This window comes from Scrofimicrobium canadense (genome assembly GCF_009696615.1).
Taxonomy (GTDB): Bacteria; Actinomycetota; Actinomycetes; order Actinomycetales; family Actinomycetaceae; genus Scrofimicrobium; species Scrofimicrobium canadense.
The window spans coordinates 16,009-37,953 of the sequence record NZ_VULO01000004.1; the positions used below are offsets into that span (position 1 = coordinate 16,009).

The window sequence follows — 21,945 nt, forward strand, 5'->3', positions numbered from 1 at the left end:
TCAGACCGGCCTTATTTGTCCTTGTTGACTAGTGGGTGAGAAAGGCGCGCTACCCGAAACGACCTGACACGTAGTCCTCAGTAGCCTTATGTGTCGGATTCGAAAAAATTGTTTTGGTCGGTCCATATTCAATGAGTTTCCCCGGTTGCCCGGTTCCCGAGACATTGAAGAATGCCGTGTAATCAGATACGCGTGCGGCCTGCTGCATGTTGTGGGTGACAATCGTGATTGTGTAGTCGTTCTTCAACTCCGCAATGAGGTCTTCAATCGCGAGAGTGGAGATTGGATCAAGAGCCGAGCACGGCTCATCCATGAGAATGACTTCTGGGGATACTGCGATCGCCCGTGCAATGCATAGGCGTTGCTGTTGACCACCGGAAAGAGAAGACCCTGATTGGTTCAGACGGTCCTTTACTTCATTCCACAGATTTGCTTTTGTCAGTGAACTCTCGACAAGATCAGCAGCATCAGTCTTGGAGATCTTACGATTGTTGAGTCGCACACCAGCCAAGACGTTTTCCGCAATCGACATGGTGGGGAAGGGGTTGGGACGTTGAAAAACCATTCCAACCCGGCGTCTAACTAACACAGGGTCAACGGAGTCACCGTATAAATCTTCGCCATTGACAAGGACCTCACCGTCAATATGCGCGCCGGGAATCACCTCATGCATTCGGTTGAGTGTCCGCAGCAGAGTTGACTTTCCACAGCCGGAAGGGCCAATAAAGGCAGTAACTGATTGAGGTTCAATGCTCATATTGATTTCAGAAACTGCCAAGAACTTCCCGTAATAGACGTTCAAATTGTCGATATCAATGCGGGTACTCATTTCACATTCCTTCGTGCTAAACGGGAGATAAAACGTGCCACTAGATTGAGAGCTACAACTATGAGGATGAGGGTGAGCGCACCTGCCCAGGCACGATCCACATATGCTTGGGCATCTGCTCCCTGACTCATAAATGAGTTGTAAACGAAAACTGGGAGAGTCATCATGGGACCGTCAAAAAGGTTGTAGTTCATCGAATGCGTAAATCCTGAAACTATGAGAAGTGGCGCAGTCTCACCAACAACGCGGGAGATAGCTAGCATGATTCCGGTTGTGATACCCGGTAGAGCTGTAGGCAAGACAACTTTAGTGATGGTGCGCCAACGAGGTACGCCTAGGGCATAGCTTGCTTCGCGAAGGTCAGCCGGTACCAATCGCAGCATCTCTTCAGAGGAGCGCACCACAACTGGAATCATGAGAATAGACAGTGCAACGGACCCCGCAAAACCATTTTGAGAGCCAGGCCCCAAGATCATCAGGAATAGGGAGTATGCGAATAGACCAGCAACTATCGACGGAATCCCGGTCATCACATCAACAAAAAATGTAATTGCTCGAGTAATCTTTTTCCCGCTGCCATACTCAACAATGTAAATCGCCGTAAGTAGGCCGATTGGAACTGAGATAAGAGCAGCGAAAAGAGTGACTTCCACTGTTCCTATAATCGCGTGAAGTGCGCCTCCTCCTTGCCCAACTACTCCTCGCATTGAGTTGGTGAAAAAGAGTGCGTCCATTCTGGCAATGCCGCCAACGATTACGGTCCATAGAAGTGAGACAAGCGGAGCAACTGCAACTACGAAAGCACTCCATACCAAGGTAGACATGAGTCGATCGAAAGCTCGTCTCTTGCCCTCAACGACCCTGGCAAGGATGTAGATGACAACTATCCAGATCAACACCGCAACCAGGAGAGGTCCCAACCACGACACGGGGCGATTGCCCGCTATGTCAATCAATGCGCTGATTCCCACCAGCAATATAACGATACCTATGAGGCTTCCTGCAGGAACCCATTGAGGCAGGCGCGCTGTTACAAGAGGCGCGGAAGAATCCAGCTGCACTATTTTCTCTTTCGATGCGACCGCGGTATCAAGCATTGTTTCCCCTCCGGATGATCCAACGCGCCAACATATTGACGACGAGGGTAATCGCGAACAGAACGAGCCCCGTTGCAATCAATGTGTTGACACCGATTCCGAAAGCCTCGGGAAAGTTCAATGCGATGTTCGCTGCGATGGTGTTGGGATTTTGCGTGGTCAAAAGGGCAAACGAGATGATTGCTGCCGGTGAGAGAACCATAGCGACCGCCATCGTTTCTCCTAGTGCGCGGCCAAGCCCAAGCATCATCGCAGAGATAATTCCAGGACGTCCGTGGGGCAGAACCGCTGTTCGAACCATTTCCCATCGCGTAGCTCCAAGGGCTAACGCGGCTTCTTGCTGCAATACGGGAGTTTGAACGAACACTTCTCGGCTCATGGCGGTCATGATCGGAAGAATCATGACCGCCAGAACCAATGCAGCAGTCAAAGCTGTACGGCCTGTACCCGAAGCGGGTCCTTGGAAAAGCGGAATCCAGCCGAGATTTTCGGTCAACCAAACATAGATTGGTTGAACGGCTGGCGCTAAGACCCCGATTCCCCAAAGACCAAAGACGACAGAAGGAACGGCCGCCAAAAGGTCAATAACGTAGCCAAAAGGCTTGGCTAATGACCGTGGTGCGTAGTGTGAAACGAAGAGTGCGACTGCGATCGATATCGGTGTCGCTATGAGTAGTGCAATTAATGCAACCCATATAGTACCGAAGGCGAACGGCAACACATAGGACCAGAAACTTGATGAATCACCTGGCAGTTCTTCTGCTGGTGCTATGAGAGCTGGGACTGATTGTGCCAATAAGAAGGCACTCACTGCAATCAGTATTCCAAGAATAAGCAGTCCTGATCCGAAGGCTGCCCCATAAAAGATTCGGTCTCCCATACGATGCGAAGAGCCGGAATCTTCAAGGAGGCGTTTTTCTTCAGCCACCTCAGTTGCACTCACCGATTCCACCTATTTGATTGAAGCGATAGCAGCTTCGATTGCCGTACGGGTATCAGCTGATATTGGAGCTGATCCTGCACCTTCTGCAGCAACCTTTTGTCCCTCTTCACTAGCGATGAAGCTGGCGTAATCTTTGACAAATGCGGCGTCCTTCTCGTCAGCGTATGATTCGCAGACAATCAGGTAGGACACTAGGACGAGAGGGTATGCGCCCTCGGCAGTAGTTGCACGGTCTAGTTTCACAGCTAAATCGTGTTCGCTACGTCCATCAACCATTGGTGAAGCATCAACAACTGCCGCGGCACCTTCAGGTGAATATTTGACGAAGGATTCGCCTACTTTGAGTGCAACGGTGTTCAGATCGCCAATCTTTGAAGCATCGGCATATCCGATTGTTCCTTGGCCGTTGGTCACTGATGAAATGACGCCGGATGTCCCTTGTGCACCGTCAGCTCCCGCAAAATCACCGGGGAAAGCCTCTTCAGCTTCTGCTGGCCAAGCTTCTGGAGCAGTGGCGTGGAGATAATCAGTGAAGTTTTTGGTTGTACCCGAGTCATCCGACCGATACACCACTGTGATTTGTGAATCTGGGAGTGTGGCGTCGGAATTGAGTGCCGCTATAGCAGGATCGTTCCAGTTACTGATCTCGCCTTTGAAAATTCTGGCGAGAGTGTCGGGGTCGAGATTGAGTGCATCGACACCTTCAACGTTGAATACAACGGCGATAGGGGAGATGTACACCGGAAGGTCGATCGCCTTAGAGCCGTCAGCACAGCGCGCGAAGGTTCCTTCTAGTTCTTCGTCTTTGAGGTATGAGTCGCTTCCTGCATAGACAGTTGCACCCTCGATGAACTGTTTGCGACCATCCCCAGAACCGACAGGGCTGTAGTTGATGGTTACATCAGGGTTCTTCTCTTGGAATGCCGCGATCCAGGAGGCTTGGGCTGCTTCCTGTGCTGATGCGCCTGCTCCAGCGAATGTACCTGACAATGCCGAGGCTGTGGTTTCAGAGCCACTCTGTCCAGATTGGCTGGAGGTACCCCCGGACTCTGGCTTGGACGACTCATTTGCCGCGCATCCTGTCATTGCCAGGGCTGCAACTAGAGCCGTGATAGTAGCAAGAGATTTCTTCACTATTCTTTCTCCATTTCTCATGCGTCACCGGCGCGTTCGCCGGAAACAAGGTAGAGGACATTGTCGGTGATAGACACCGCATGGTCCCCAAATCTTTCGTGGTATCGAGAGGCTAAAGTCGCATCTACGACCACCGTGGCATCGCCTTCGAAATCACGGTCAAGTACCTGGGCAAAAATACCCGCATGGAGCGCGTCGATTTCATCGTCCATTTCGCGGATCTGCGCCGCAAAAGTGAGGTCAAAAGACTTCAACAGAGCAACGACCGCGGTCGCCGCGTCAACATCCAATTGCCGCATTTTCGAGAAGGGGCGTTCTAGAGAACGTGGAACTACAGAATCTGGGAACCGATAGCGCGCAAACAAAGCAATATGCTCAGCGAGGTCTCCCATTCTCTCCAGATGCCCACCTATACGCATGGCGGAAATCATGAGCCGTAAATCCGATGCGACAGGTTGCTGGCGGACTAATATGTCAAGGACGAACTCGTCTAGCTCTGTAGCCTTCTCGTCAATGATCTGGTCGCCTTTCACAATCGCTTCTGCCAGATTCAAATCGGAATTGTGGAAGGCCTCAGTTGCGCCGGTGATCGCTTTTTCTATCAGTTCGGCCAACTCGACTAGACGCTGTCTGGTTTCCTCTAGTTCCTCTTGGAATGCATCACGCATGTATCTCTACCTATTCTTCGGCTTCAGTTATCTTCTGTCACCGAGATGAATAGACAGACACATCAACGTGAATTCTTGGTGAACTCTTGAGGAAGGTTCGATGAACCGCCGTACCATTGACGTGTGACTGACTTTTTTCATTGGCTGATCCTTGGTGCAGCCCTCTTGGGAGTCGTAATAGGTGTCTTAACTACTCAAGGTGTTCACTCAGTTATTAGAGCCGTGAAATCTTCACGTACAAGAATCTCACCAGATCTTGAAGCAACTCTCGAAGAAGTTCCACTCATCGCCTTAGTCTTTGATCGTTCTCTTAGCATTATTGGGATGAATCGCGCAGCGAGAGAACATCCAGTGACGGTAGAGACATTGCAAACTTCCTCATGGTTTCGCAGCTATCTGCGTGAAACCGCTCACTCACGTATGGCTTTGGTGCGACCATCAAATGAGTTGGAACCCTATTGGGCTCATCTTTATGCACTAGAAGATGGTGCCGTGGTCGCTTTAGTCATGGACGACCAGGACAAATACGACACAGAAAGCCTACGCCGAGAGTTTGTTGCCAATGCCAGTCACGAACTCAATACGCCAGTGGCAGCACTCTCTCTTCTCTCAGAGGCTATCATCGCTGCGGACGGAGACCCCGAGCGGATACGGCATTTTACAGCCTCATTGAGTCAAGAAATTGAACGTCTTTCTCGGCTTACGAAAGATATTGCTCGACTTTCAGAAGCACAAAGTGGATGGGAGACCGATGCGTTAGAACCCATAGATATGGTGACTCTGGTACATAACGTAGTTTCAGAGCACCAGACTTTGGCAGCAAATGTCAACATTGAACTTGTCGTGGAACCCCGGGACCAGCCTCTCGTAGTCTCAGGTGAAGAGCGAAGCCTTAAAGTGGCAGTAACGAACCTAGTGGAAAATGCGATCAAATATAGTGCTGGTGGGACCCGTGTTTCATTGGGATTTGGACACGGTGAGAGTATAGGCTGGATCACAGTAACCGATCAGGGGATTGGCATCGAACCTGAACAACAGCCCCATATTTTTAAGCGTTTTTATCGCGTGGACAAGGGGCGCTCTCGACGCAGTGGCGGTACCGGCCTAGGATTGGCGATTGCCCGCAATACGGCACGCTCCCTACGAGGCGATCTCACGGTATGGTCACAACCAGGAATAGGCTCTACATTTACATTGCGATTGCCCTTAGTGAAGGAAGACGATGGCACTAGAAATACTGTTAGTTGAAGATGAGCTATCAATTGCTGAGCCCTTGGCCTACCTACTGGAGGCAGAGGGATACAGAGTGCGAGTCGCTACTGATGGAGACCGAGCACTCGATGAGTTTTCCTCCAGGCGCCCAGATCTCATACTGCTCGATCTCATGCTTCCAGGGACACCAGGTCTGGACGTGTGCCGGCGAATACGCTCCACATCAGATGTCCCTGTCATTGTTCTATCTGCAAAGTCGTCAGAAGTTGACCGCATCGTTGGGTTGGAACTGGGTGCGGACGACTATGTCACGAAACCGTATTCCTCACGAGAATTGCTCGCCCGTATTAAATCGGTAATGCGACGCTTTAGTCGACGGGATATTGGCGAGGATATAGAAAGCCTGAGCCACGAACACGTCACATTGGACCTCTCACGGCATGTTCTCCTGGTCAATGGTGAAGAAACCCCTCTCCCTCGAAAAGAATTTGAGCTCTTGGAACTGCTCATGTCGAACGCTGGGCGGGTAGTAACTCGCGACCGTCTTATCGCTCTGGTATGGGGAAGCGATTACTTTGGTGACACGAAAACATTAGATGTTCATATCAAACGGCTGCGGGACAAAATCGAGAGAGAGCCGGGAATGCCGCGTTTGATCCATACAGTACGCGGCGTGGGCTATAGATTCTCATGACCGAAACTTCGTATACTCGCGCTTGTGAGTAAACGATTGTGGTGGATTCTTGGCATAGTAGTTGCCTTTGTGCTTGTTGTGGCCGCGGCCGGGTCCTATTACGCATTTCATTTTAAGGATCGGGCTTTACCTGGTGCCAGTGTCGCAGGCCAGTCCGTGTCTGGACTCTCTGGCGAAGAAATTGTTGATGACACTCATAGCCGTTTTGCTGACGCTGCAATCACTATCGTGATAGGCGAGGAGCGTACTACGGCAAAACTCTCAGAACTTGGCTACGTTCTCGACGCAGAAGAAACCACAGCACAGGTACTCGCGCCAAACACGAGTATCGTCTCACGCTTTTCGGCGGCATTCTCTCCTCGTAATATCGACCCTGTATATAGTGTTGATGAGAAGCAGGAAGAGACGTATATAGAAAACCTCATCGAAAAGTATGGGGAAGCAAAGAAAGACGCCTCTGTTGAGCTTTCTGATGGAGGCAATTCCTTCGTTGTCACACCTGCGGTAGTGGGACGGGAAATCGAGGGCGATACTCTCAAACAAACTGCGAGGGCCGCGGCGCTTGCTCTTAAACCAGCTACCGTTGAACTGTCCTTGTCGGAGGTACAGCCAGAAGTCTCAACTCAAGCAGCCCAGCAAGCTGCCGATGATGCAAATACGGTTGTGGGGCTCGATATCTCCATCACTGACGGTATTGACACGCACACTCCCACCGAGGTCGAAAAAGCGTCATGGGTCAATATATCTGCTGATAAAGCTGAAATCGATAAAGATAAAGTGACTGCGTGGGTAGAAGCTGCCGCCCTAGCTAGTAACGTCGAACCTACGCCTGGGGTGAGGAATGTCAACTCGCGAGGCGATGTTGTCTCTACTGTCAGCGAAGGCGGGATCGGTTGGAAAGCGAAGAACGCCAAAGAAGTTGCCGATGAGGTAATCCATGCAATGGAGAACCGTGAGGCGTATTACGGTGACTTTGACTATGACAAAATTACTTCTGAACAGTGGAATGACCGTCTCATTGCTGATGGCGCGGAAAACCTGGCTTATCAGGCTGCACCTGGCGAAAAATGGATAGACATTGATTTGTCCAATTACACGGTGTCTGCCTATGAAGGATCAACGATTGTCAGAGGTCCTGTGAGTATGGTTCCTGGTGCACCAGTTACACCGACCGTGACCGGAGTTTACAAGACATATTTGCAGTTCCCCACGCAGACCATGCGGGGGCTCAACGCCGATGGAAGCCGTTATGAGACTCCCGACGTTCCATGGGCTACCTACTTTCATGAAGGATATGCGCTACATGGGGCGTATTGGCGAGACAGCTTCGGGTATGGAGGCGAGGCTGGCTCACATGGATGTATCAACATGCCTGTCGATGAAGCCGAGTGGTTCTATGACTTTGCGGGTATCGGCACGACGGTTGCCAGCCATTACTAACTAGAACTGGCGGGGGGAGGTATGCGTGGGGCGCAGATAGCTTGGCTCAAACATACACTGAGCTCCTCACATCCTCATCTTGTTTGGCAAAGCTCGCTGCGGGCGGCGCTGACAATCGGCGTACCATTTTTTATCGGTTCGGCGACGGGCTTCCTTCCCGAGGCGATGTGGATGTCATTTGCAGCGATGTTCTTCACCGCCTCTGAAAAACCTGGCGTTCTCTATCAACAGACTGTGAGAAAAGTAGTATTCGTCGCCCCATGCGCATTTTGCTCCTTCTTTTCCGGCTACATCAGTGATATTACGACGTGGGTACATTTTGTGTTCTTAGTCGTTGTAGCTTTTTTCGCAGGGACATTAGCAACATGGAGTCAATATTTTTCTACAGCGGCCATGCAAGTAATGATGATTACCTCCATGGTCACTGGTATGTCGGACAGGCCCTACTGGCGCTATGCCATATTCTTTCTTATGGGCGCAGGCCTCTATGCAATCGGCGTCATCATTCAAGGTATCATTACGCAGCGCGTGTCGGAAGTGTCGGTATTGAACACAGGCATTACGACGCTTGCGAAGAACTGCCGTCAGCGAGCGAAACGCGATAGTAGCCAAAGCCGAATGGAAAACGAACAAGAAACCTCTAATTTCGCGGCAGCCTTTGCACAGGCTGCAGTTCCTGACCTCATGTTTGGCCGGTATCGCGAAGTGTTACAAGCGCTAGATCAGACCTATGCTCAGGCGCTGTTGATGGACACGCCCTCTGACCTATTGACTTTGGCCTCGGCGTTGGAGTCACTCCTACAGGGGAACGTAAAATACACCGACCTTGCAGCATTTCCAACGCTACACCGGGCATATGAGAGGTACATAAGCTCTGACGACCACTCAAATCGTGAAGCGCTATTGCCTGAAACCAACGCCTTAGAAATCGCCCACGGAAAACGATGGACTTCATTCGCCTTGTCTAGCGGGGTTCGATTGGCGTTATGTTTTTCGATTGGAATGCTCATTGGCTTCTTGTTGCCTATTGATCATCTCTTTTGGGTTGCAACAACTGTAGCAATGGTAATGACACCCAACATGTCTGCAGTTGTTGGTAGGGCGGTTCAAAGAATCGTCGGAGCATTCGTCGGGGTTGGACTGGCCACTGTCATTCTTTGGCTAGATAATTCGAGCTTCTGGCTCGCAAGTTGGATTACCATCATGGCATTCGCGTTGCCATGGATAGGTTCTGCGTCGGGAGTATACAAACAGTTCTTTATGGTCCCTATTGTCCTCTTTTTTGGTGACATCATTATCCCTGGCCCCCATGACCCCCATTATTACGGTTCTGAAAGACTCCTGGCGACTGTTATCGCTGCAATTATCATTTATGTATTCGGGTATCTAGTGTGGCCGAAAGTGCGTGAGCCTGAATTCCAAGAATATTTTGTTCCTTTATATAAGGCGTTGACCGACTATGCCACATTAGTTCAGGCTTCCGGAGCTTCACTTCACACAACCTTTGTGCAACGAGAACGAGTTTATAAGCAATTGTCTAGTTTTATACAAAAGCTCCGGGTAGCTGTTGCTGAGCCTCCACCTACTTCAAACATCGCGGAAAGATGGATACCCGTTGCCATGTCGGCGGCAGCAATGTGTGACGCGGCGACTACGTATATGGAAGACTCACACAACCTGGATGCGACGGGCGATTCTCTCGACTTGGCTACTGAGAACCTATCCAAGCGCGTTGCATTTGCATCGTCTACGGTCTAGCTCTTCAACCGTTGCAATGGTGCAACGGGACCTATGTCGGAAAGTTTGTCAGATACGGAAGTTTTGCAGAGCGTCCATCACCTGACGATTTCCCAGTTAGTCTGCGTTTGATCCACGGGGCAACGTGTTGACGATAATAGGTAACATCACCAAAATGACGGTTTACTCCATCGTTGAGCGCCTCATTAATGCTCCAATATGGAGGTGGCGTCAGACCCAGTGCATTTAGAGAGTTCATGGCGACCTTCATATGCCCTGCACGGCCCAGATGAAGTCCGTCTTCAGACCAATACTGCGGAGCGCGCAAAGTGAGGTCATGGAAATTGTCGCAATAGGTTACTCCTGCGAGATTTCCAGCCCATTGTCCTGTCACATCTGTGAATTCTCCAGCACGGGCATGAAAGAGCTTTCCTAGTGGCAGATGGTCACAGGGGTCAGGTCCTGCCAACAGTAGTACTGCAATTCCTGCATTTCGAATTTTCGATACAGCCTGTTTGACCATGGCTGTCGTTTCCGCAAGCGGGAAATTGGGACGTAAAATATCATTTCCCCCTCCGTTAAAAGAAATCAGGTCTGGCTTCATTTCAATTGCGACGTCAAGTTGCTCATCCAGTACTTGCCGCAGTTTTCTACCTCGAATGGCAAGATTTGCGTAGAGAAACGGGTCGTTATCCACAGTACTTTTATGGAACGCCAGTCCTTCTGCAACTCGATCCGCCCATCCCCGCAAAGTACCATCCTGACGGGGATCCCCTAGCCCTTCGGTAAAACTGTCACCGATAGCAACATAGCTATTGATCAACGCCTTCTCCTTTCACGTACTCGCACAGAGATTTGTATTGGTGAACCATTGAATCCAAATTCTTCCCGGAGGCGTCGTTCAATAAACCTGCGGTAGGTGGGTTCAAGAAAACCCGTGGCGAAAAGAACGAAACGTGGGGGACACGTGGCAGCCTGGGTTCCAAAGAGAATCCGTGGCTGTTTGCCTGAACGAACAGGATGAGGATTTGCTGCTGTGAGCTTGCCCAAAAAAGAGTTGAGTTTTCCGGTCGAAATTCGTGTTTCCCACCCGTCCAAGGCGGTATTGAGAGCCTTAGTAATCCTATTGACGTGCCACGTTGTTTTAGCAGAAAGGTTGATGCGAGGTGCCCACTCGACTTGATTGAGATCTAGCTCTTCTTCACGCTCTAAATCGTATCGACGATCTTCATCTACGAGGTCCCATTTGTTATTGACAATGACTAGGGCTCGGCCTGCATCAACCACTTGCTGAACAACGCGCACATCCTGTTCTGTCAGTGAAACTGAAGCATCAACAAGGACCAAGGCAACTTCGGCACGCTCTAGAGCGGTTTGAGTCCTCAAAGAAGCGTAATAATCTGCGCCCGTAGTCTTGTGAACCCTCCGACGAATTCCAGCGGTGTCGATAAACTCCCATAATCGTCCGTCAAGATCAACAATCTCATCGACAGGGTCACGGGTTGTACCCGCCATGTCATGGACAACCGCCCGTTCCTCACCAGCAAGCGCGTTGAGAAGTGAAGACTTACCGACATTGGGGCGGCCGACTAAAGCTACTCTTCGCAGACCAGTACGATTGTGATGTTCGGAATATCCGGCGGATGGTGGAAGCTGTCCAACAGCCGCATCCAATAGGTCCCCGGTTCCCCGTCCGTGAAGCGCTGAGATGGGGAAAGGCTCTCCAAGGCCAAGTGACCAAAGAGAATATGAATCGGCCTCTTGCTTCGAAGAGTCAACTTTATTGGCAGCAATGACGACAGGTTTTCCTTTACGCCGCAAAAGTTCTACAACTCTTTCATCCGTGGCGGTTGCCCCCACAGTGGCGTCAACAACCAGAATAACAACATCGGCCATATCGACAGCAATTTCTGCTTGGTCAGCAACTTGCTTGGACAGGCCAGCCACATCAACTTCCCAGCCACCTGTGTCCACTAGCTGAAAATCTCTACCAGCCCATTCGGCCTTATGCATAACTCGGTCACGAGTAACGCCGGGAATATTTTGCACTACGGCTTCACGGCGGCCCAATATGCGGTTCACTAACGTCGACTTTCCAACGTTGGGACGCCCAATAACTGCAAGTACGGGAAGTGCCGCTGGCTCCTCTATATCTGGATGAGCGTCAGTTTGAGTAGTGAGAAGATCAAGATCCTCCTCTTCCAAATCATATTGGAGCAGGTTGGCCCGCATCAGTTCTTCATCGTGAACGGAATCAGTCATAAAAAGTCTCTCTTACAGGGGAGCCGTGAGCACTTCGGTTGCCACAATCGTATCGCTGTATGCGTGAAACACTCCCATTATCTCTTGGGAAGCTTCCGATCCCTTTCCGGTAATCATGACAAGGTCTCCAACAGATGCCGCTTGAATTGCCATCCTCGTGGCGTCACGACGGCATTGTGATACCTCTGTTACGCCCTCAAGAGTGGGACGAACACGGGCAATACCCCTCATTAGATATGCGCGAATCGACGCGGGGTCTTCGGTTCTAGGATTTTCATCCGTTACCCAGAGAATGTCTGCCATTTCCGCAGCAATCTCACCCAGCTCTTCCCGTTTCGAAGCATCTCTGTCTCCGTCGGTGCCGAAGACAAGAATGATGCGTCCTTTGACCAGTGGCCTTACCGTTTCTAAGAGAGCTCGAAGCGCCTCTGGAGTATGTGCATAGTCCACTAGTACACGAGGCTGCCGCGCCTCATCGGATGGCACCAGCTCCATCCTTCCAGCAACTGGGGGAGTGTGACCAACGCCCCTGATAGCTTCTTCGATGGGTACACCCGCCTGAGTTGCCGCGAGGATAGCAACTGCCGCATTTTGGACGTTAACTGCTCCGGGGATAGGAGAAAAGGCCTCATACGCTATGCCTTCAGGCGAAACAAGAGTGAATGCAGTGCCCCATCTGTCCTCACGAGGTCCAAACCAGGATACCGACCAGTGATGATCCATATTCACACCACTGGGAGTTTCTGTCAGTGCAGAGACCGTCACGATGGGGATACTTGCTTCCGAAGCTAATCGTCTACCCCACGAATCATCGGTGCACACAACTCCAGCCCGAGCGTGCTCTGGAGTAAAGAGAAGTGCCTTTGCTTGGAAGTACTTGTCCATCGTGTGGTAGTAATCCAGGTGGTCATGTTGAAGATTTGTGAAAGCTACGGCATCGAACATAAGTCCGTCGAGGCGTCCCAAGGACATCGCATGCGCCGATGCCTCAACGACCACAGCTCCACGATTCTCTTGGGCAGCAACAGCTAAACCTCGCTGAACCACTGGTGCTTCAGCAGTTGTTCTGAGCATATATTGGGGACGGCCATCAACATCAATCATGCCCGTTGCCATGAGTCCTACCTCACCGCATGTAGAGCCTAAAGCCGAACGCACCATATAGCTAGTCGTCGTCTTTCCGTTGGTGCCGGTGACTGCCACTGTTTTCAGATGTTGGTGTGAACCACCATAGAAACGAACGGCTAGCTCGGCTGCAACGCTGCGAGGATCCTCAACAATGATGGTTGGAGCCCCACTCACATGTGCAGCCCCCACCATATCTGTCACAACGGCGACCGCGCCCTGCTTAATAGCACTTTCTGCAAAGCGAGCTCCATGATGGTGTTCCCCGGGCACTCCTACAAATAACCAACCTGGCTCTAGGTCGTGCGAATCTAGGCTGATTCCCTCAATTTCTACATCGGGGATCTCTGAGGAATGTACGCCCTCCACACCATCAAGCAAATCTCTGAGAGATCGCACCGACAAATTGGGCCGATATTGTTGACCTATGCTCATAGAGCCTATGATAGTCGGGTCTAGATTCCCTCTTGACCTTAGCGTCTGGGTGAGCGGATGGGTAGACTGGTGTATGCGCCAAGAAACTACTAGAGTTTCTACGTACTATCGCAGTGATCTGAGGAGGCAGCATGACTGAACCCGAAGTGGATCCAACACAAACCACGATGTTTAACGGGGGATTGGAACCAGAGGTAGCAGATTTGGTTCACGTTCCGCTGTCTTCCAGAGACCAGGCGGCCGTCAATCAGCTTCCGGCAGGAACTGCACTTCTCATTGTGCAACGAGGGCCAAATACAGGCGCCAGATTTCTGCTTGACGCAGCCGTAACAAATGCTGGGCGTTCTCCAAAGGCCGATATTTTTCTCGATGATGTGACGGTTTCGCGAAAACATTGCCAGTTTATTGCTCAAGACGGTGGTTTTCTCGTGCGGGACTCGGGTGCGCTCAATGGAACATACGTAAATCGTGAGCGCGTAGACCAAGCACTTCTGAGCGCGGGGGATGAGGTACAGATTGGAAAATATCGTTTGACCTATCACCCCGCACCAGCAGGTGGCACCGTATCTGAATGAGTAACTTGAGTACTGCGGCCCTGCCGCACGATGAGATTGGTCCTGGTACATGGCCCAGGGGAGTGGACCGCACTCCAAAATATTCAATCGGCGTACTGGTAGGACTGCTGAAGGAAGAGTTTCCAGCAACTACTGTTTCCAAGATTCGTTTTCTCGAAGATCAGGGGCTAGTAAAGCCTTTCCGCACCGGATCGGGCTACCGGAAGTATTCTCCAGCGGATCTTGAGCGTATTCGTTTTATTCTTGCACAACAACGTGATTCGTATGCCCCACTCAAAATAATTCATGAACAGCTTGAAGCACTTGATGGCGGCTACGACATAGGCCCGGAGCCTGCAGCACGCCTGGTTTCTTCAGAAGGTGAAGTCGTCGTACCTCAAGGGCAGAGCGTTACTTTACGTACACTGCGAGAAGTCACAGGTGCACCGAGTGACATTATCGAAGAGTGTGTCCGTGTCGGATTGATTCATCCTGATTTGGGCGGACGATTCCCGGCCAGGGCAGTCAAGGTCGTTACTCTAGTACAAAAACTAGGGGAGAGCGGTGTACAGGCACGATCACTGCGAGGGGTACGTGTCAGTGCAGATCGTTGCGCTGACCTAGTTGAGCGTGTCATCACATCGCGGGAGAATCGCTCTCGACCTGGCGACCGAGAGCGCAATCGATCCCAAGCAGAGCAACTCAGTGAAAACATATCTGACCTGCATAATGAGATATTTGTTTTAGCCGTGGCTGCTCTTCTAGAATAGGAATAACCCTAAACCTGAACTTGAACTTCAAGGCACGCCGCACTAATGATTGACCCAGAGAGCTTTCAGACCTAACGTTTACGTATAGTAGTAATATCCCTTCACAGTAGGAGCCAGGCGTGAGTATAAGGAACGAGCCAAGGCAGAAGATGCTTTTTGGTGATCCTCTGGCAGAGGTTGATATTGCAGCCGGGTATAGAGGTCCAATTGCATGCCAGGCCGCCGGAATAACCTATCGCCAATTAGATTACTGGGCTCGCACCGGGCTTGTTGTTCCATCTATTAGGGGAGCAAAAGGATCGGGGTCGCAGAGGCTATATTCTTTTAAAGACATACTGGTCCTCAAAGTTGTCAAACGGTTGCTTGATGCGGGAGTGTCCCTACAACAGGTACGTACAGCTGTTGGTCAACTAGCTCATCGCGGTGTTGACGACTTATCGACAATTACGCTCATGAGTGACGGAGCCTCTGTCTATGAATGTACCTCGGCAGATGAGATCGTTGATCTTCTTGAGGGAGGCCAGGGCGTATTTGGAATAGCAGTTGGCAAGGTGTGGCGTGAAGTCGAAGGCTCTCTGGCAGAATTTCCTGTTGAGGGCGGAAATGTCGTCGGTCTCGATGAACTAGCTGACCGGCGCAACAGACGTCGCAATGCATCATGACTGAAGCGGAGCGAGTCGTAGATATTGATGTCCGCGGTGCCGGGCTTGACTACGATTTCCTAGCTGTTGCTCTCAAAGAAGCAAAGTCTCAGAGATTATGTGGATCATTTCGAGCCAGCGAAGACACGACAACCTTAACCATTCACCTTGAAGGTATGGGCTATCAGATTGACTCTTTCTTAAACTGGCTTAGGTCCAACAGTAGAGGACAGATTTTTCGGATCGATGTGGCGTCTGGAGTGAGGGAGAACTGGCAAAGTCTGCAAGTTCTCTAAAACTCTTTCAACTTGACATAATGTACATTATCGGATCAACATGTACTATTTTCGCATCTTTTTTACGATACCTACGCCTATAAATATGCTGCCTAACAATAGAGTTGCTGCTATGGCCGTTCGTGCCAGTGGCTCAGCAACTACAGCAGCGGGTGTAATCGTAGTCCTCAAAGGTAGTGTGTCAACGAGATTGCCAGCAACCTGTCGCTGGGTTGACGTGAGGATCGATCCGTCTGGACGAATGAGTGCTGAGACACCGTTGGTGGATACTTGCATTGCGGCACGTGAGAATTCAGCGGCTCGGAATTGCGCCATCTGGAGCTGTTGGGTCGATTCAGTCGAATCAACGAATTGTGCATTGTTCGTTGGAATGACAATGATTTCTCCGCCGAGCACGACTCCTTCAGAAAAAATCGGTTCGTCGGCAGCCTCAAAACAGATTCCTATAGCAATAGGAAGATCACGTCCGTCATTGAGCCTCACGTTGAGTATCCCTGGATTATCAACAGGTACCATGTCTACAGAAATCTGTGCGGCTTCACTAGCCAGCCATTCTGATAACTGTCGATATGGAACGTATTCACCCCAAGGAACTGGATGTTGCTTTCCATATTTATGCTGGTCTAACCCTGTTTCCGGATACCAAATGCCCATCCAGTTATAGCGAATATCATCCACATATTCTTGAAAGCCAGCCAAAAGCGGGACATTGACAGCTTCACTGGCTTGAGCCACTATTTCATCGGTTATGCGTGAGGCTGCTGGGTCGCGATCTAGCGCATTCTCACCCCAGATAACCAAATCTACATTTGGATGGTCAATAATCATCTTTTCAGTCTCCCGAAGATGATTAGCTGATACTTTCCCTTCGACGGAGTATGTTTCTTCCTGAGGAATATCGACATTTCCTTGGACTGCCGCAACAGTGACGGCACCTGATTGTTGCGTATTGGGTAAGCTAATGAGCATTGGAGCTATCAGAGCCGCAGTAAATCCTCCAGCAAGTGCCCAGCGCAGTATGGGTGAAGGCTTATGTTTCAGGGACAAAGCATAACGAAGAATCACTGCTAAAAACATGACGGCAAAGGACACCAATGTTTCGCCACCTAATGGAGCTAGAGTCAGCAGTGGTGAATCTACCTGTGCATAGGCGACTTTTCCCCAAGAAAACCCTCCAAAAGGTACTCTCGATCGAAGTTGCTCAATGCCAACCCACAACAATGAAGCAATGAATGCTTCCCCCCACCAAGTGCGACACCACGCGCAGTGTCGGCTAGCCGCAAAAAAAGTTCCCCAAAGAGTCAGTGACGCTGCTTGCGCGACACTGAGCGCGATCCAGGGAGCCACACTCCCCGGAACTGCGACAAGAAGCCACGATATATGAGGCAGAAAGAATCCTATCCCCCAAAGAAACCCGTACCACGCTCCCCTGCCTACCGTGACGTTATCAGTGGCAGCAACCAAAAGAGCCAGTGAAGGAAATACAAGAAACCACAAGCCGACATCGGGAAATGAAGCCCACATAAAAAGTGCTGAGAAAGCAAGTTGTGAGTATCCAATGAGTCGTTCACGCACGGTTACTCGCTCCACGCGACAACTCCTCGGCGGAGCAGACTGCAGGCCTCATTGGCCCGCGCTGAAAACTTTGCATCTCCTAGACGAGTGAGTTGCTGCAATAGGTCGACAGTCTGACGCATCCATCGGACAAAATCACCGCCAGTGATTTCCGCATCGGGCAAAATTGATGAAAGTGTCGCTCCCCCGGCCCACCGGTACGTGATATCAATAAGATCACCTGCTGGCGCCGATGTGCGTTCCAACCCGGCCGTCTTTTCGGCGCTCGAGACGTCTCGGAATGCCTTCCCAAGATCAGCCCACGCCTGTCTAAGAGCTGGTGTGGGAATATAAGGATCCATTCCTCCTACATCGCTGCGGGGCTCATATGCCAAACAGCAAGCAAACCCGGCCAATTCTTGGGCTGTCAGTTGATTGAAAACTCCACGGCTAAATGCCAACGCGACCAATAAGTCGCGCTCGCCAAATATCCGGCGCAAGTCAGTTCCGCGCCCAGTTACTTCATCAGCTTCAAGGAACTTCAATTCATGCAATACCTGTCGGACCTGGTCAAACTCTGCAGCAATGGAAGATGTTCGAGAATTTATTTGGTTTCTGAGGCGACGACATTCCCGTTCCAGTCTTACCCACTCGTGTCCCGGAACCGCATGAAGTTCCCGATCGGGACACGAGTGCACTGGATGGGAACGCAGGCGAAGTTCGATATCTGATATTTCTTCGCTCAGACGCAACATTGTTGGATTCGTGATTTCTCGCGGGTGCGATGCATTCTTAGCGATACTGCGCACTTGTTTAGCAACGCTTTGGCGGTCACGTAAGCGCCTGGCACCCCCAGACGGCACTCTCATATGCCCCACAACATGTGGGCCTCGTGCCATGTCGGCCGGGCCCAGAGTGAAAACTTTAGCGTCTTCACCAACAACACGAATCAGTGGTGTATCAAAACTACGATCTGCGCCAACGACAACTACGGCACTGCGCCATCTGCGTCCCTTGCGATAGTGGATTACCTGTCCAGGCTTCGATTTACGCAGTGTCTTGGTAGCAAAGACAATATTTCCTTCTCGCGACGCTCGCGAAAGCTCCTTTTGGGCCCGGGTAAGGTCCTCCCTCAGTCCGAAATACTCTGCAGCATCACCCTTGCTACAAGCGATTCTTTCTTGCACAGAATGAAGTTTCGCTTCGGCTTTTCTCAGTTTGGCTGCGAGACCAACAATTGCATCGTCAGCTTGGAACTGAGCAAAACTCGATTCCAAGACACGTCTAGCTTGTTCAACATCCGCCCTGGACAAGAGATTAACAACCATGTTGTAGCCGGGGAAAAAAGCACTCTTGAGGGGATAGCTGTGGCGAGTCGCTAGTTGTGCTACTTCTTCGGCTGACACCACCCCCCGTCCCAACACAACCGCGTGACCCTCTACATCAATGCCACGTCTGCCAGCGCGACCTGTGAGTTGTGTGTATTCTCCCGGGCTCAAGCGGACGTGCTCTGAGCCATTCCATTTTTCTAAAGATTCAATGACAACAGTGCGAGCGGGCATATTGATACCTAAAGCCAAAGTTTCAGTCGCAAACACCACCTTCACAAGGCCCAAAGAAAAGAGTTTTTCGACAGTTTCTTTAAGGATCGGCAACATACCCGCATGATGTGCAGCAATGCCATTTTCTAGTGCACTCTGCAACGAAGCCAGTCCGAGGATGCCATGGTCAGCTATTGGAATGGCTTGTGTCGCCTGTTCTGCGATAGCTGCAATCTGTTTTTGCTCCTTTTCCGTTGTAAAGGAGAGTCCTTCGAGAAGCAGACTTGACACCGCCTCATCACATGCAGCCCGCGAAAAAATGAACTCAATCATGGGGAGGAATCCAACCCGCTGAACTGCCCTCGCCACCTTAGGCCTGTTCACAAGACTAGGAATCGGGCGGCGTCCTTTCCGCGGTGCATGCTCGGCAATATCAGCCAGTAACTGTGGATTCAGCCGAGGTGGAGCGCCGCTCTCAGCACGTGCTTGCGCATTCTCGTCAGCGTAGAGATTATAGATTCGCTTGCCCACCATCATGTGTTGGTACAGTGGCACGGGCCGCTTGTAGGAGACCACAATCTTGCAGTTGCCTCTCACCTCAGACAACCACTGACCAAATTCCTCGAGGTTAGACACCGTCGCAGATAGTGAGACTGTTTGGACGTGCTCTGGAAGTTGAATTAGCACTTCTTCCCACACTGGGCCACGAACACGATCGGCCAAGTAGTGGATTTCATCGAGGACAACCATTCGTAGATTGCGCAGATCAGCACCAGCGTAAATCATATTCCGTAAGACTTCAGTGGTCATTACCACCACATCAGCTTGCGGATTTATCGAGGTGTCGCCGGTAAGTAAACCGACGCGTTGTGGACCGAATCTTTCACAAAACTCCCGGAACTTTTGGTTAGAAAGCGCTTTAATTGGCGTCGTATAAAATGCTCTTCCACCAGAGGATAGCGCCATATGAACGCCGCCCTCCCCCACTACTGTTTTACCAGCTCCCGTAGGTGCTGCAACCAACACGGAGAAGCCCTCCGCTAAGGCTTCTAACGCCTCGACCTGGAAAGAGTCCGGGGTAAAAGGCAAAGACTCGACAAAACTGTTGACTCCCGTTTTCTCCCGTGTCTGAAAATCTCTGAACCGTTCCATGCGCTCAGCTGGACTTAGGTCATCATTCATGGTTTCCACTCCGCCCAAGTGTTCTTCGCCCGCTTCGCGCTCTCCTGCGCCAACGTCAAGTACCGATCGGGGGTAACTGAAATGATATCGTCATACATCCACACTAGCCGCCCTACAATCCATTTCTCGTCCCAGGCACGCAAGCTGACACTAATCGAGTCTTTAGCCTTTTTGACCTTTGCCGACGGCAGATCTGCCAGGCGCCACAATGCTGACGGGCGAAGAACTACCTCGCATAAGGGGTCACGTTTTCTTCGACCTGGTCCCTTTTCAAGCTGGCTTTGCTCGGTAACCTTTAGTCGGTGAATACGATCTAGGCGAAATGCGCGTTCACTGCGTGCCTGATGGCACCAGGCTTGCACAATCCACCCGTCTTCAACCTGATAGAGAACAAAAGGATCAATGACGCGAGTACTCTTTTGCCCCTTTGCAGACAGATACTCCACCTCAACACTACGACGGCCCTGGATGGCAATACGTAATTGCTGATAGAAACTAATTCCGGTCATATCTGACAGGATATGAACCTCGCCGTCGCTAACCTCACTGTTAGTGAGGGAGACAATCTTTGCTGCAAGACGAGGTAGCATTTCTCTTTCTTGTGGACTCATCGTCGGTGCCAATACTTCAAGTCCACTGAGCAAGAGAGATGCTTCTGCGCTTGTAATACTAAAAGCTGAAGCAAGTGGGCGTTCATCACTGAGCTGCAAGCAATCGGACTCCGTATACAAGCTGTAGTCAAAAAAGAAGGGTCTTTCTAGGCGCCCATCTCCTTCAGATGCCTCAATAAGTCTCTCAATATCAGCGCGAATCTCTGGAAGAGAACATGCGAAGTGCGCGGCGGTTTCCGCTGTACTGATACCCGGATTTTCACGAATAAAATCTGAAAGCCGGGCTAAACGCAGCAAGAGAAGATCATTGCGTTCCATGTTCCTCCCCGCGACTTGCATTAATTATTCTAAGGAGACGCTCCCGAAGCTCTGGAGGACCAAGAACTACAACATCGCTGGCATTTTCCAATATGAGTCTTTCCCATAAAGCAGAATCGCTGTTTTTTCCTTGGCAGCGATCCCATTCCTGGTCTACCGGTTCTATCAATGTGCACATATTTCGTACAAGTGGCGCCACGTCACGGCGCACCATGAGGATTGGTGCAATGCGGAATATATCAGGTGGTCGTGCTTGGGGACCAGGCCCGTCCTCCCCTGCCTCTCCAATAAGGTTCACGTCTCCCTGTATACGACCGACACGGAATAGACGTTCAGCCCAGCGGTTGAGATCAAAACCCCATAGGTAGAGAGCGCGTCCATGGGCAAGAAGTCGCCAAGGCGTAACATCTCTGTGCTCAACCCCCTTACGTGATGCGTACGTGAATGCCACAGGATGATGACGTGCTACAGCATAAAACAATGTTGGAACTATTCCGCTGCCCTCGAGGCGCGTCTTTACGGTTCCCTGCAAACTCTCATTCGCGAAAATACTTAACCGTGCTAGAAGAGCAGCTCCGTCCGCTTCTGAGTCCCATGCCCCTGCTGCGTCTGCTAGCAGGCCAGCTTCGGTGGGTGAAAAAGTAACACGTTGGTCGCTTCGGCTCTCTGCACCAAGTCGATAACGAGGAGTCTCAAGTTCACCCCTCGTTTCGACAAACATACCCAGGTCCCGAAGCATTTTTATGTCACGTTCAAAAGCCCGCAAAAAGGCATCGTCCGAAAGGCCTTCATAGCCTGGAACCATTGAGCGTAGGGTGTCGCGAGTATGTCCTATTTGAGTATCAGCTAACACTCTTGTCAAAACAAGAAGTCTTGTTCCAGCATCGACTGCGGCCACGTTA

20 protein-coding genes are annotated in these 21,945 nt (G+C 50.9%); 8 read left to right on the forward strand and 12 right to left on the reverse strand.

From position 1 onward, the window contains the following. Positions 1 to 49: 49 nt before the first annotated feature. Genes pstB through phoU form a run of 5 tightly spaced genes read right to left on the reverse strand, consistent with a single transcriptional unit; the run spans position 50 to position 4,671 of the window. The gene (gene pstB / locus FYJ24_RS03750; protein WP_154543750.1) at positions 50 to 829 is read right to left on the reverse strand and encodes a phosphate ABC transporter ATP-binding protein PstB; all 780 of its coding nucleotides are present in this window, start codon (positions 827 to 829) and stop codon (positions 50 to 52) included. Continuing rightward, positions 826 to 1,926, reverse strand: a complete 1,101-nt coding sequence (gene pstA / locus FYJ24_RS03755; protein ID WP_154543752.1) for a phosphate ABC transporter permease PstA — start codon at positions 1,924 to 1,926, stop codon at positions 826 to 828. The genes pstB and pstA overlap by 4 nt, the downstream gene beginning before the upstream one ends. Next, complete coding sequence (gene pstC, locus FYJ24_RS03760) at positions 1,919 to 2,869, reverse strand: phosphate ABC transporter permease subunit PstC (protein ID WP_318656508.1); 951 nt, start codon at positions 2,867 to 2,869, stop codon at positions 1,919 to 1,921. Before pstC ends, pstA begins: the two co-directional genes overlap by 8 nt. A gap of 9 nt (positions 2,870 to 2,878) precedes the next feature. Continuing rightward, complete coding sequence (gene pstS, locus FYJ24_RS03765) at positions 2,879 to 4,003, reverse strand: phosphate ABC transporter substrate-binding protein PstS (protein ID WP_206192483.1); 1,125 nt, start codon at positions 4,001 to 4,003, stop codon at positions 2,879 to 2,881. Between the two features lie 17 nt (positions 4,004 to 4,020). Continuing rightward, the gene (phoU, locus tag FYJ24_RS03770) at positions 4,021 to 4,671 is read right to left on the reverse strand and encodes a phosphate signaling complex protein PhoU (RefSeq protein WP_154543756.1); all 651 of its coding nucleotides are present in this window, start codon (positions 4,669 to 4,671) and stop codon (positions 4,021 to 4,023) included. 123 nt (positions 4,672 to 4,794) lie between these two features. Here phoU and FYJ24_RS03775 point away from each other — a divergent pair, with 123 nt between their 5' ends. From FYJ24_RS03775 to FYJ24_RS03790, 4 genes are read left to right on the forward strand one after another with little or no spacing between them, the layout of a single operon-like run. Next, a complete protein-coding gene (locus tag FYJ24_RS03775; RefSeq protein WP_154543758.1) occupies positions 4,795 to 5,919 on the forward strand; it encodes a sensor histidine kinase in 1,125 nt (374 codons plus the stop codon). Further along, positions 5,894 to 6,577 carry a response regulator transcription factor gene (locus FYJ24_RS03780; protein ID WP_154543760.1) on the forward strand — a complete coding sequence of 228 codons (684 nt, stop codon included), beginning with the start codon at positions 5,894 to 5,896 and terminating at the stop codon, positions 6,575 to 6,577. The genes FYJ24_RS03775 and FYJ24_RS03780 overlap by 26 nt, the downstream gene beginning before the upstream one ends. A 24-nt stretch (positions 6,578 to 6,601) precedes the next feature. After that, complete coding sequence (locus FYJ24_RS03785; protein ID WP_154543762.1) at positions 6,602 to 8,017, forward strand: L,D-transpeptidase family protein; 1,416 nt, start codon at positions 6,602 to 6,604, stop codon at positions 8,015 to 8,017. A 21-nt stretch (positions 8,018 to 8,038) separates the two neighbouring features. Further along, on the forward strand, positions 8,039 to 9,775 hold the full coding sequence (locus FYJ24_RS03790; protein WP_154543764.1) for an FUSC family protein: 1,737 nt from the start codon (positions 8,039 to 8,041) through the stop codon (positions 9,773 to 9,775). Between the two features lie 31 nt (positions 9,776 to 9,806). On the opposite strand, the gene FYJ24_RS03795 is transcribed toward FYJ24_RS03790, so the two are convergent. From FYJ24_RS03795 to FYJ24_RS03805, 3 genes are read right to left on the reverse strand one after another with little or no spacing between them, the layout of a single operon-like run. Next, positions 9,807 to 10,577 (reverse strand): SGNH/GDSL hydrolase family protein, encoded by a 771-nt coding sequence (locus tag FYJ24_RS03795; protein ID WP_154543766.1) that lies wholly within the window; start codon positions 10,575 to 10,577, stop codon positions 9,807 to 9,809. Next, the gene (der, locus tag FYJ24_RS03800) at positions 10,574 to 12,016 is read right to left on the reverse strand and encodes a ribosome biogenesis GTPase Der (RefSeq protein ID WP_154543768.1); all 1,443 of its coding nucleotides are present in this window, start codon (positions 12,014 to 12,016) and stop codon (positions 10,574 to 10,576) included. Before der ends, FYJ24_RS03795 begins: the two co-directional genes overlap by 4 nt. 12 nt (positions 12,017 to 12,028) lie before the next feature. Further along, the gene (locus FYJ24_RS03805; RefSeq protein WP_154543770.1) at positions 12,029 to 13,576 is read right to left on the reverse strand and encodes a UDP-N-acetylmuramoyl-L-alanyl-D-glutamate--2,6-diaminopimelate ligase; all 1,548 of its coding nucleotides are present in this window, start codon (positions 13,574 to 13,576) and stop codon (positions 12,029 to 12,031) included. A gap of 131 nt (positions 13,577 to 13,707) precedes the next feature. Between FYJ24_RS03805 and FYJ24_RS03810 the strand changes: the two genes are divergently transcribed. The 4 genes from FYJ24_RS03810 to FYJ24_RS03825 all read left to right on the forward strand — a co-directional run bounded on the left by FYJ24_RS03810 (position 13,708) and on the right by FYJ24_RS03825 (position 15,837). Beyond that, positions 13,708 to 14,151 carry an FHA domain-containing protein gene (locus tag FYJ24_RS03810; protein WP_154543772.1) on the forward strand — a complete coding sequence of 148 codons (444 nt, stop codon included), beginning with the start codon at positions 13,708 to 13,710 and terminating at the stop codon, positions 14,149 to 14,151. Then, positions 14,148 to 14,900, forward strand: coding sequence for a transcriptional regulator FtsR (gene ftsR, locus FYJ24_RS03815; RefSeq protein WP_154543774.1), 753 nt, complete (start codon positions 14,148 to 14,150; stop codon positions 14,898 to 14,900). The genes FYJ24_RS03810 and ftsR overlap by 4 nt, the downstream gene beginning before the upstream one ends. Positions 14,901 to 15,049: 149 nt before the next feature. After that, the gene (locus tag FYJ24_RS03820) at positions 15,050 to 15,562 is read left to right on the forward strand and encodes a MerR family transcriptional regulator (RefSeq protein WP_154544031.1); all 513 of its coding nucleotides are present in this window, start codon (positions 15,050 to 15,052) and stop codon (positions 15,560 to 15,562) included. After that, on the forward strand, positions 15,559 to 15,837 hold the full coding sequence (locus FYJ24_RS03825) for a hypothetical protein (protein WP_154543776.1): 279 nt from the start codon (positions 15,559 to 15,561) through the stop codon (positions 15,835 to 15,837). Before FYJ24_RS03820 ends, FYJ24_RS03825 begins: the two co-directional genes overlap by 4 nt. Positions 15,838 to 15,882: 45 nt before the next feature. Here FYJ24_RS03825 and lnt read toward each other — a convergent pair whose 3' ends face one another. From lnt to FYJ24_RS03845, 4 genes are read right to left on the reverse strand one after another with little or no spacing between them, the layout of a single operon-like run. Continuing rightward, positions 15,883 to 17,427 (reverse strand): apolipoprotein N-acyltransferase, encoded by a 1,545-nt coding sequence (gene lnt, locus FYJ24_RS03830; RefSeq protein WP_154543778.1) that lies wholly within the window; start codon positions 17,425 to 17,427, stop codon positions 15,883 to 15,885. After that, on the reverse strand, positions 17,415 to 20,114 hold the full coding sequence (locus FYJ24_RS03835; RefSeq protein ID WP_154543780.1) for a DEAD/DEAH box helicase: 2,700 nt from the start codon (positions 20,112 to 20,114) through the stop codon (positions 17,415 to 17,417). The genes lnt and FYJ24_RS03835 overlap by 13 nt, the downstream gene beginning before the upstream one ends. Further along, a complete protein-coding gene (locus FYJ24_RS03840; protein WP_206192484.1) occupies positions 20,111 to 21,043 on the reverse strand; it encodes a helix-turn-helix transcriptional regulator in 933 nt (310 codons plus the stop codon). The genes FYJ24_RS03835 and FYJ24_RS03840 overlap by 4 nt, the downstream gene beginning before the upstream one ends. Then, on the reverse strand, positions 21,030 to 21,941 hold the full coding sequence (locus FYJ24_RS03845) for a helix-turn-helix transcriptional regulator (protein ID WP_154543784.1): 912 nt from the start codon (positions 21,939 to 21,941) through the stop codon (positions 21,030 to 21,032). The genes FYJ24_RS03840 and FYJ24_RS03845 overlap by 14 nt, the downstream gene beginning before the upstream one ends. Positions 21,942 to 21,945: the final 4 nt, after the last annotated feature.

Coding starts and splice junctions, on each gene's coding strand:
- pstB (WP_154543750.1), bottom strand. CDS start 829: ATGAGTACCCGCATTGATATCGACAATTTGAACGTCTATTACGGGAAG.
- pstA (WP_154543752.1), bottom strand. CDS start 1,926: ATGCTTGATACCGCGGTCGCATCGAAAGAGAAAATAGTGCAGCTGGAT.
- phoU (WP_154543756.1), bottom strand. CDS start 4,671: ATGCGTGATGCATTCCAAGAGGAACTAGAGGAAACCAGACAGCGTCTA.
- FYJ24_RS03780 (WP_154543760.1), top strand. CDS start 5,894: ATGGCACTAGAAATACTGTTAGTTGAAGATGAGCTATCAATTGCTGAG.
- FYJ24_RS03790 (WP_154543764.1), top strand. CDS start 8,039: ATGCGTGGGGCGCAGATAGCTTGGCTCAAACATACACTGAGCTCCTCA.
- der (WP_154543768.1), bottom strand. CDS start 12,016: ATGACTGATTCCGTTCACGATGAAGAACTGATGCGGGCCAACCTGCTC.
- FYJ24_RS03805 (WP_154543770.1), bottom strand. CDS start 13,576: ATGAGCATAGGTCAACAATATCGGCCCAATTTGTCGGTGCGATCTCTC.
- FYJ24_RS03810 (WP_154543772.1), top strand. CDS start 13,708: ATGACTGAACCCGAAGTGGATCCAACACAAACCACGATGTTTAACGGG.
- ftsR (WP_154543774.1), top strand. CDS start 14,148: ATGAGTAACTTGAGTACTGCGGCCCTGCCGCACGATGAGATTGGTCCT.
- FYJ24_RS03820 (WP_154544031.1), top strand. CDS start 15,050: ATGCTTTTTGGTGATCCTCTGGCAGAGGTTGATATTGCAGCCGGGTAT.
- FYJ24_RS03825 (WP_154543776.1), top strand. CDS start 15,559: ATGACTGAAGCGGAGCGAGTCGTAGATATTGATGTCCGCGGTGCCGGG.
- FYJ24_RS03835 (WP_154543780.1), bottom strand. CDS start 20,114: ATGAATGATGACCTAAGTCCAGCTGAGCGCATGGAACGGTTCAGAGAT.
- FYJ24_RS03840 (WP_206192484.1), bottom strand. CDS start 21,043: ATGGAACGCAATGATCTTCTCTTGCTGCGTTTAGCCCGGCTTTCAGAT.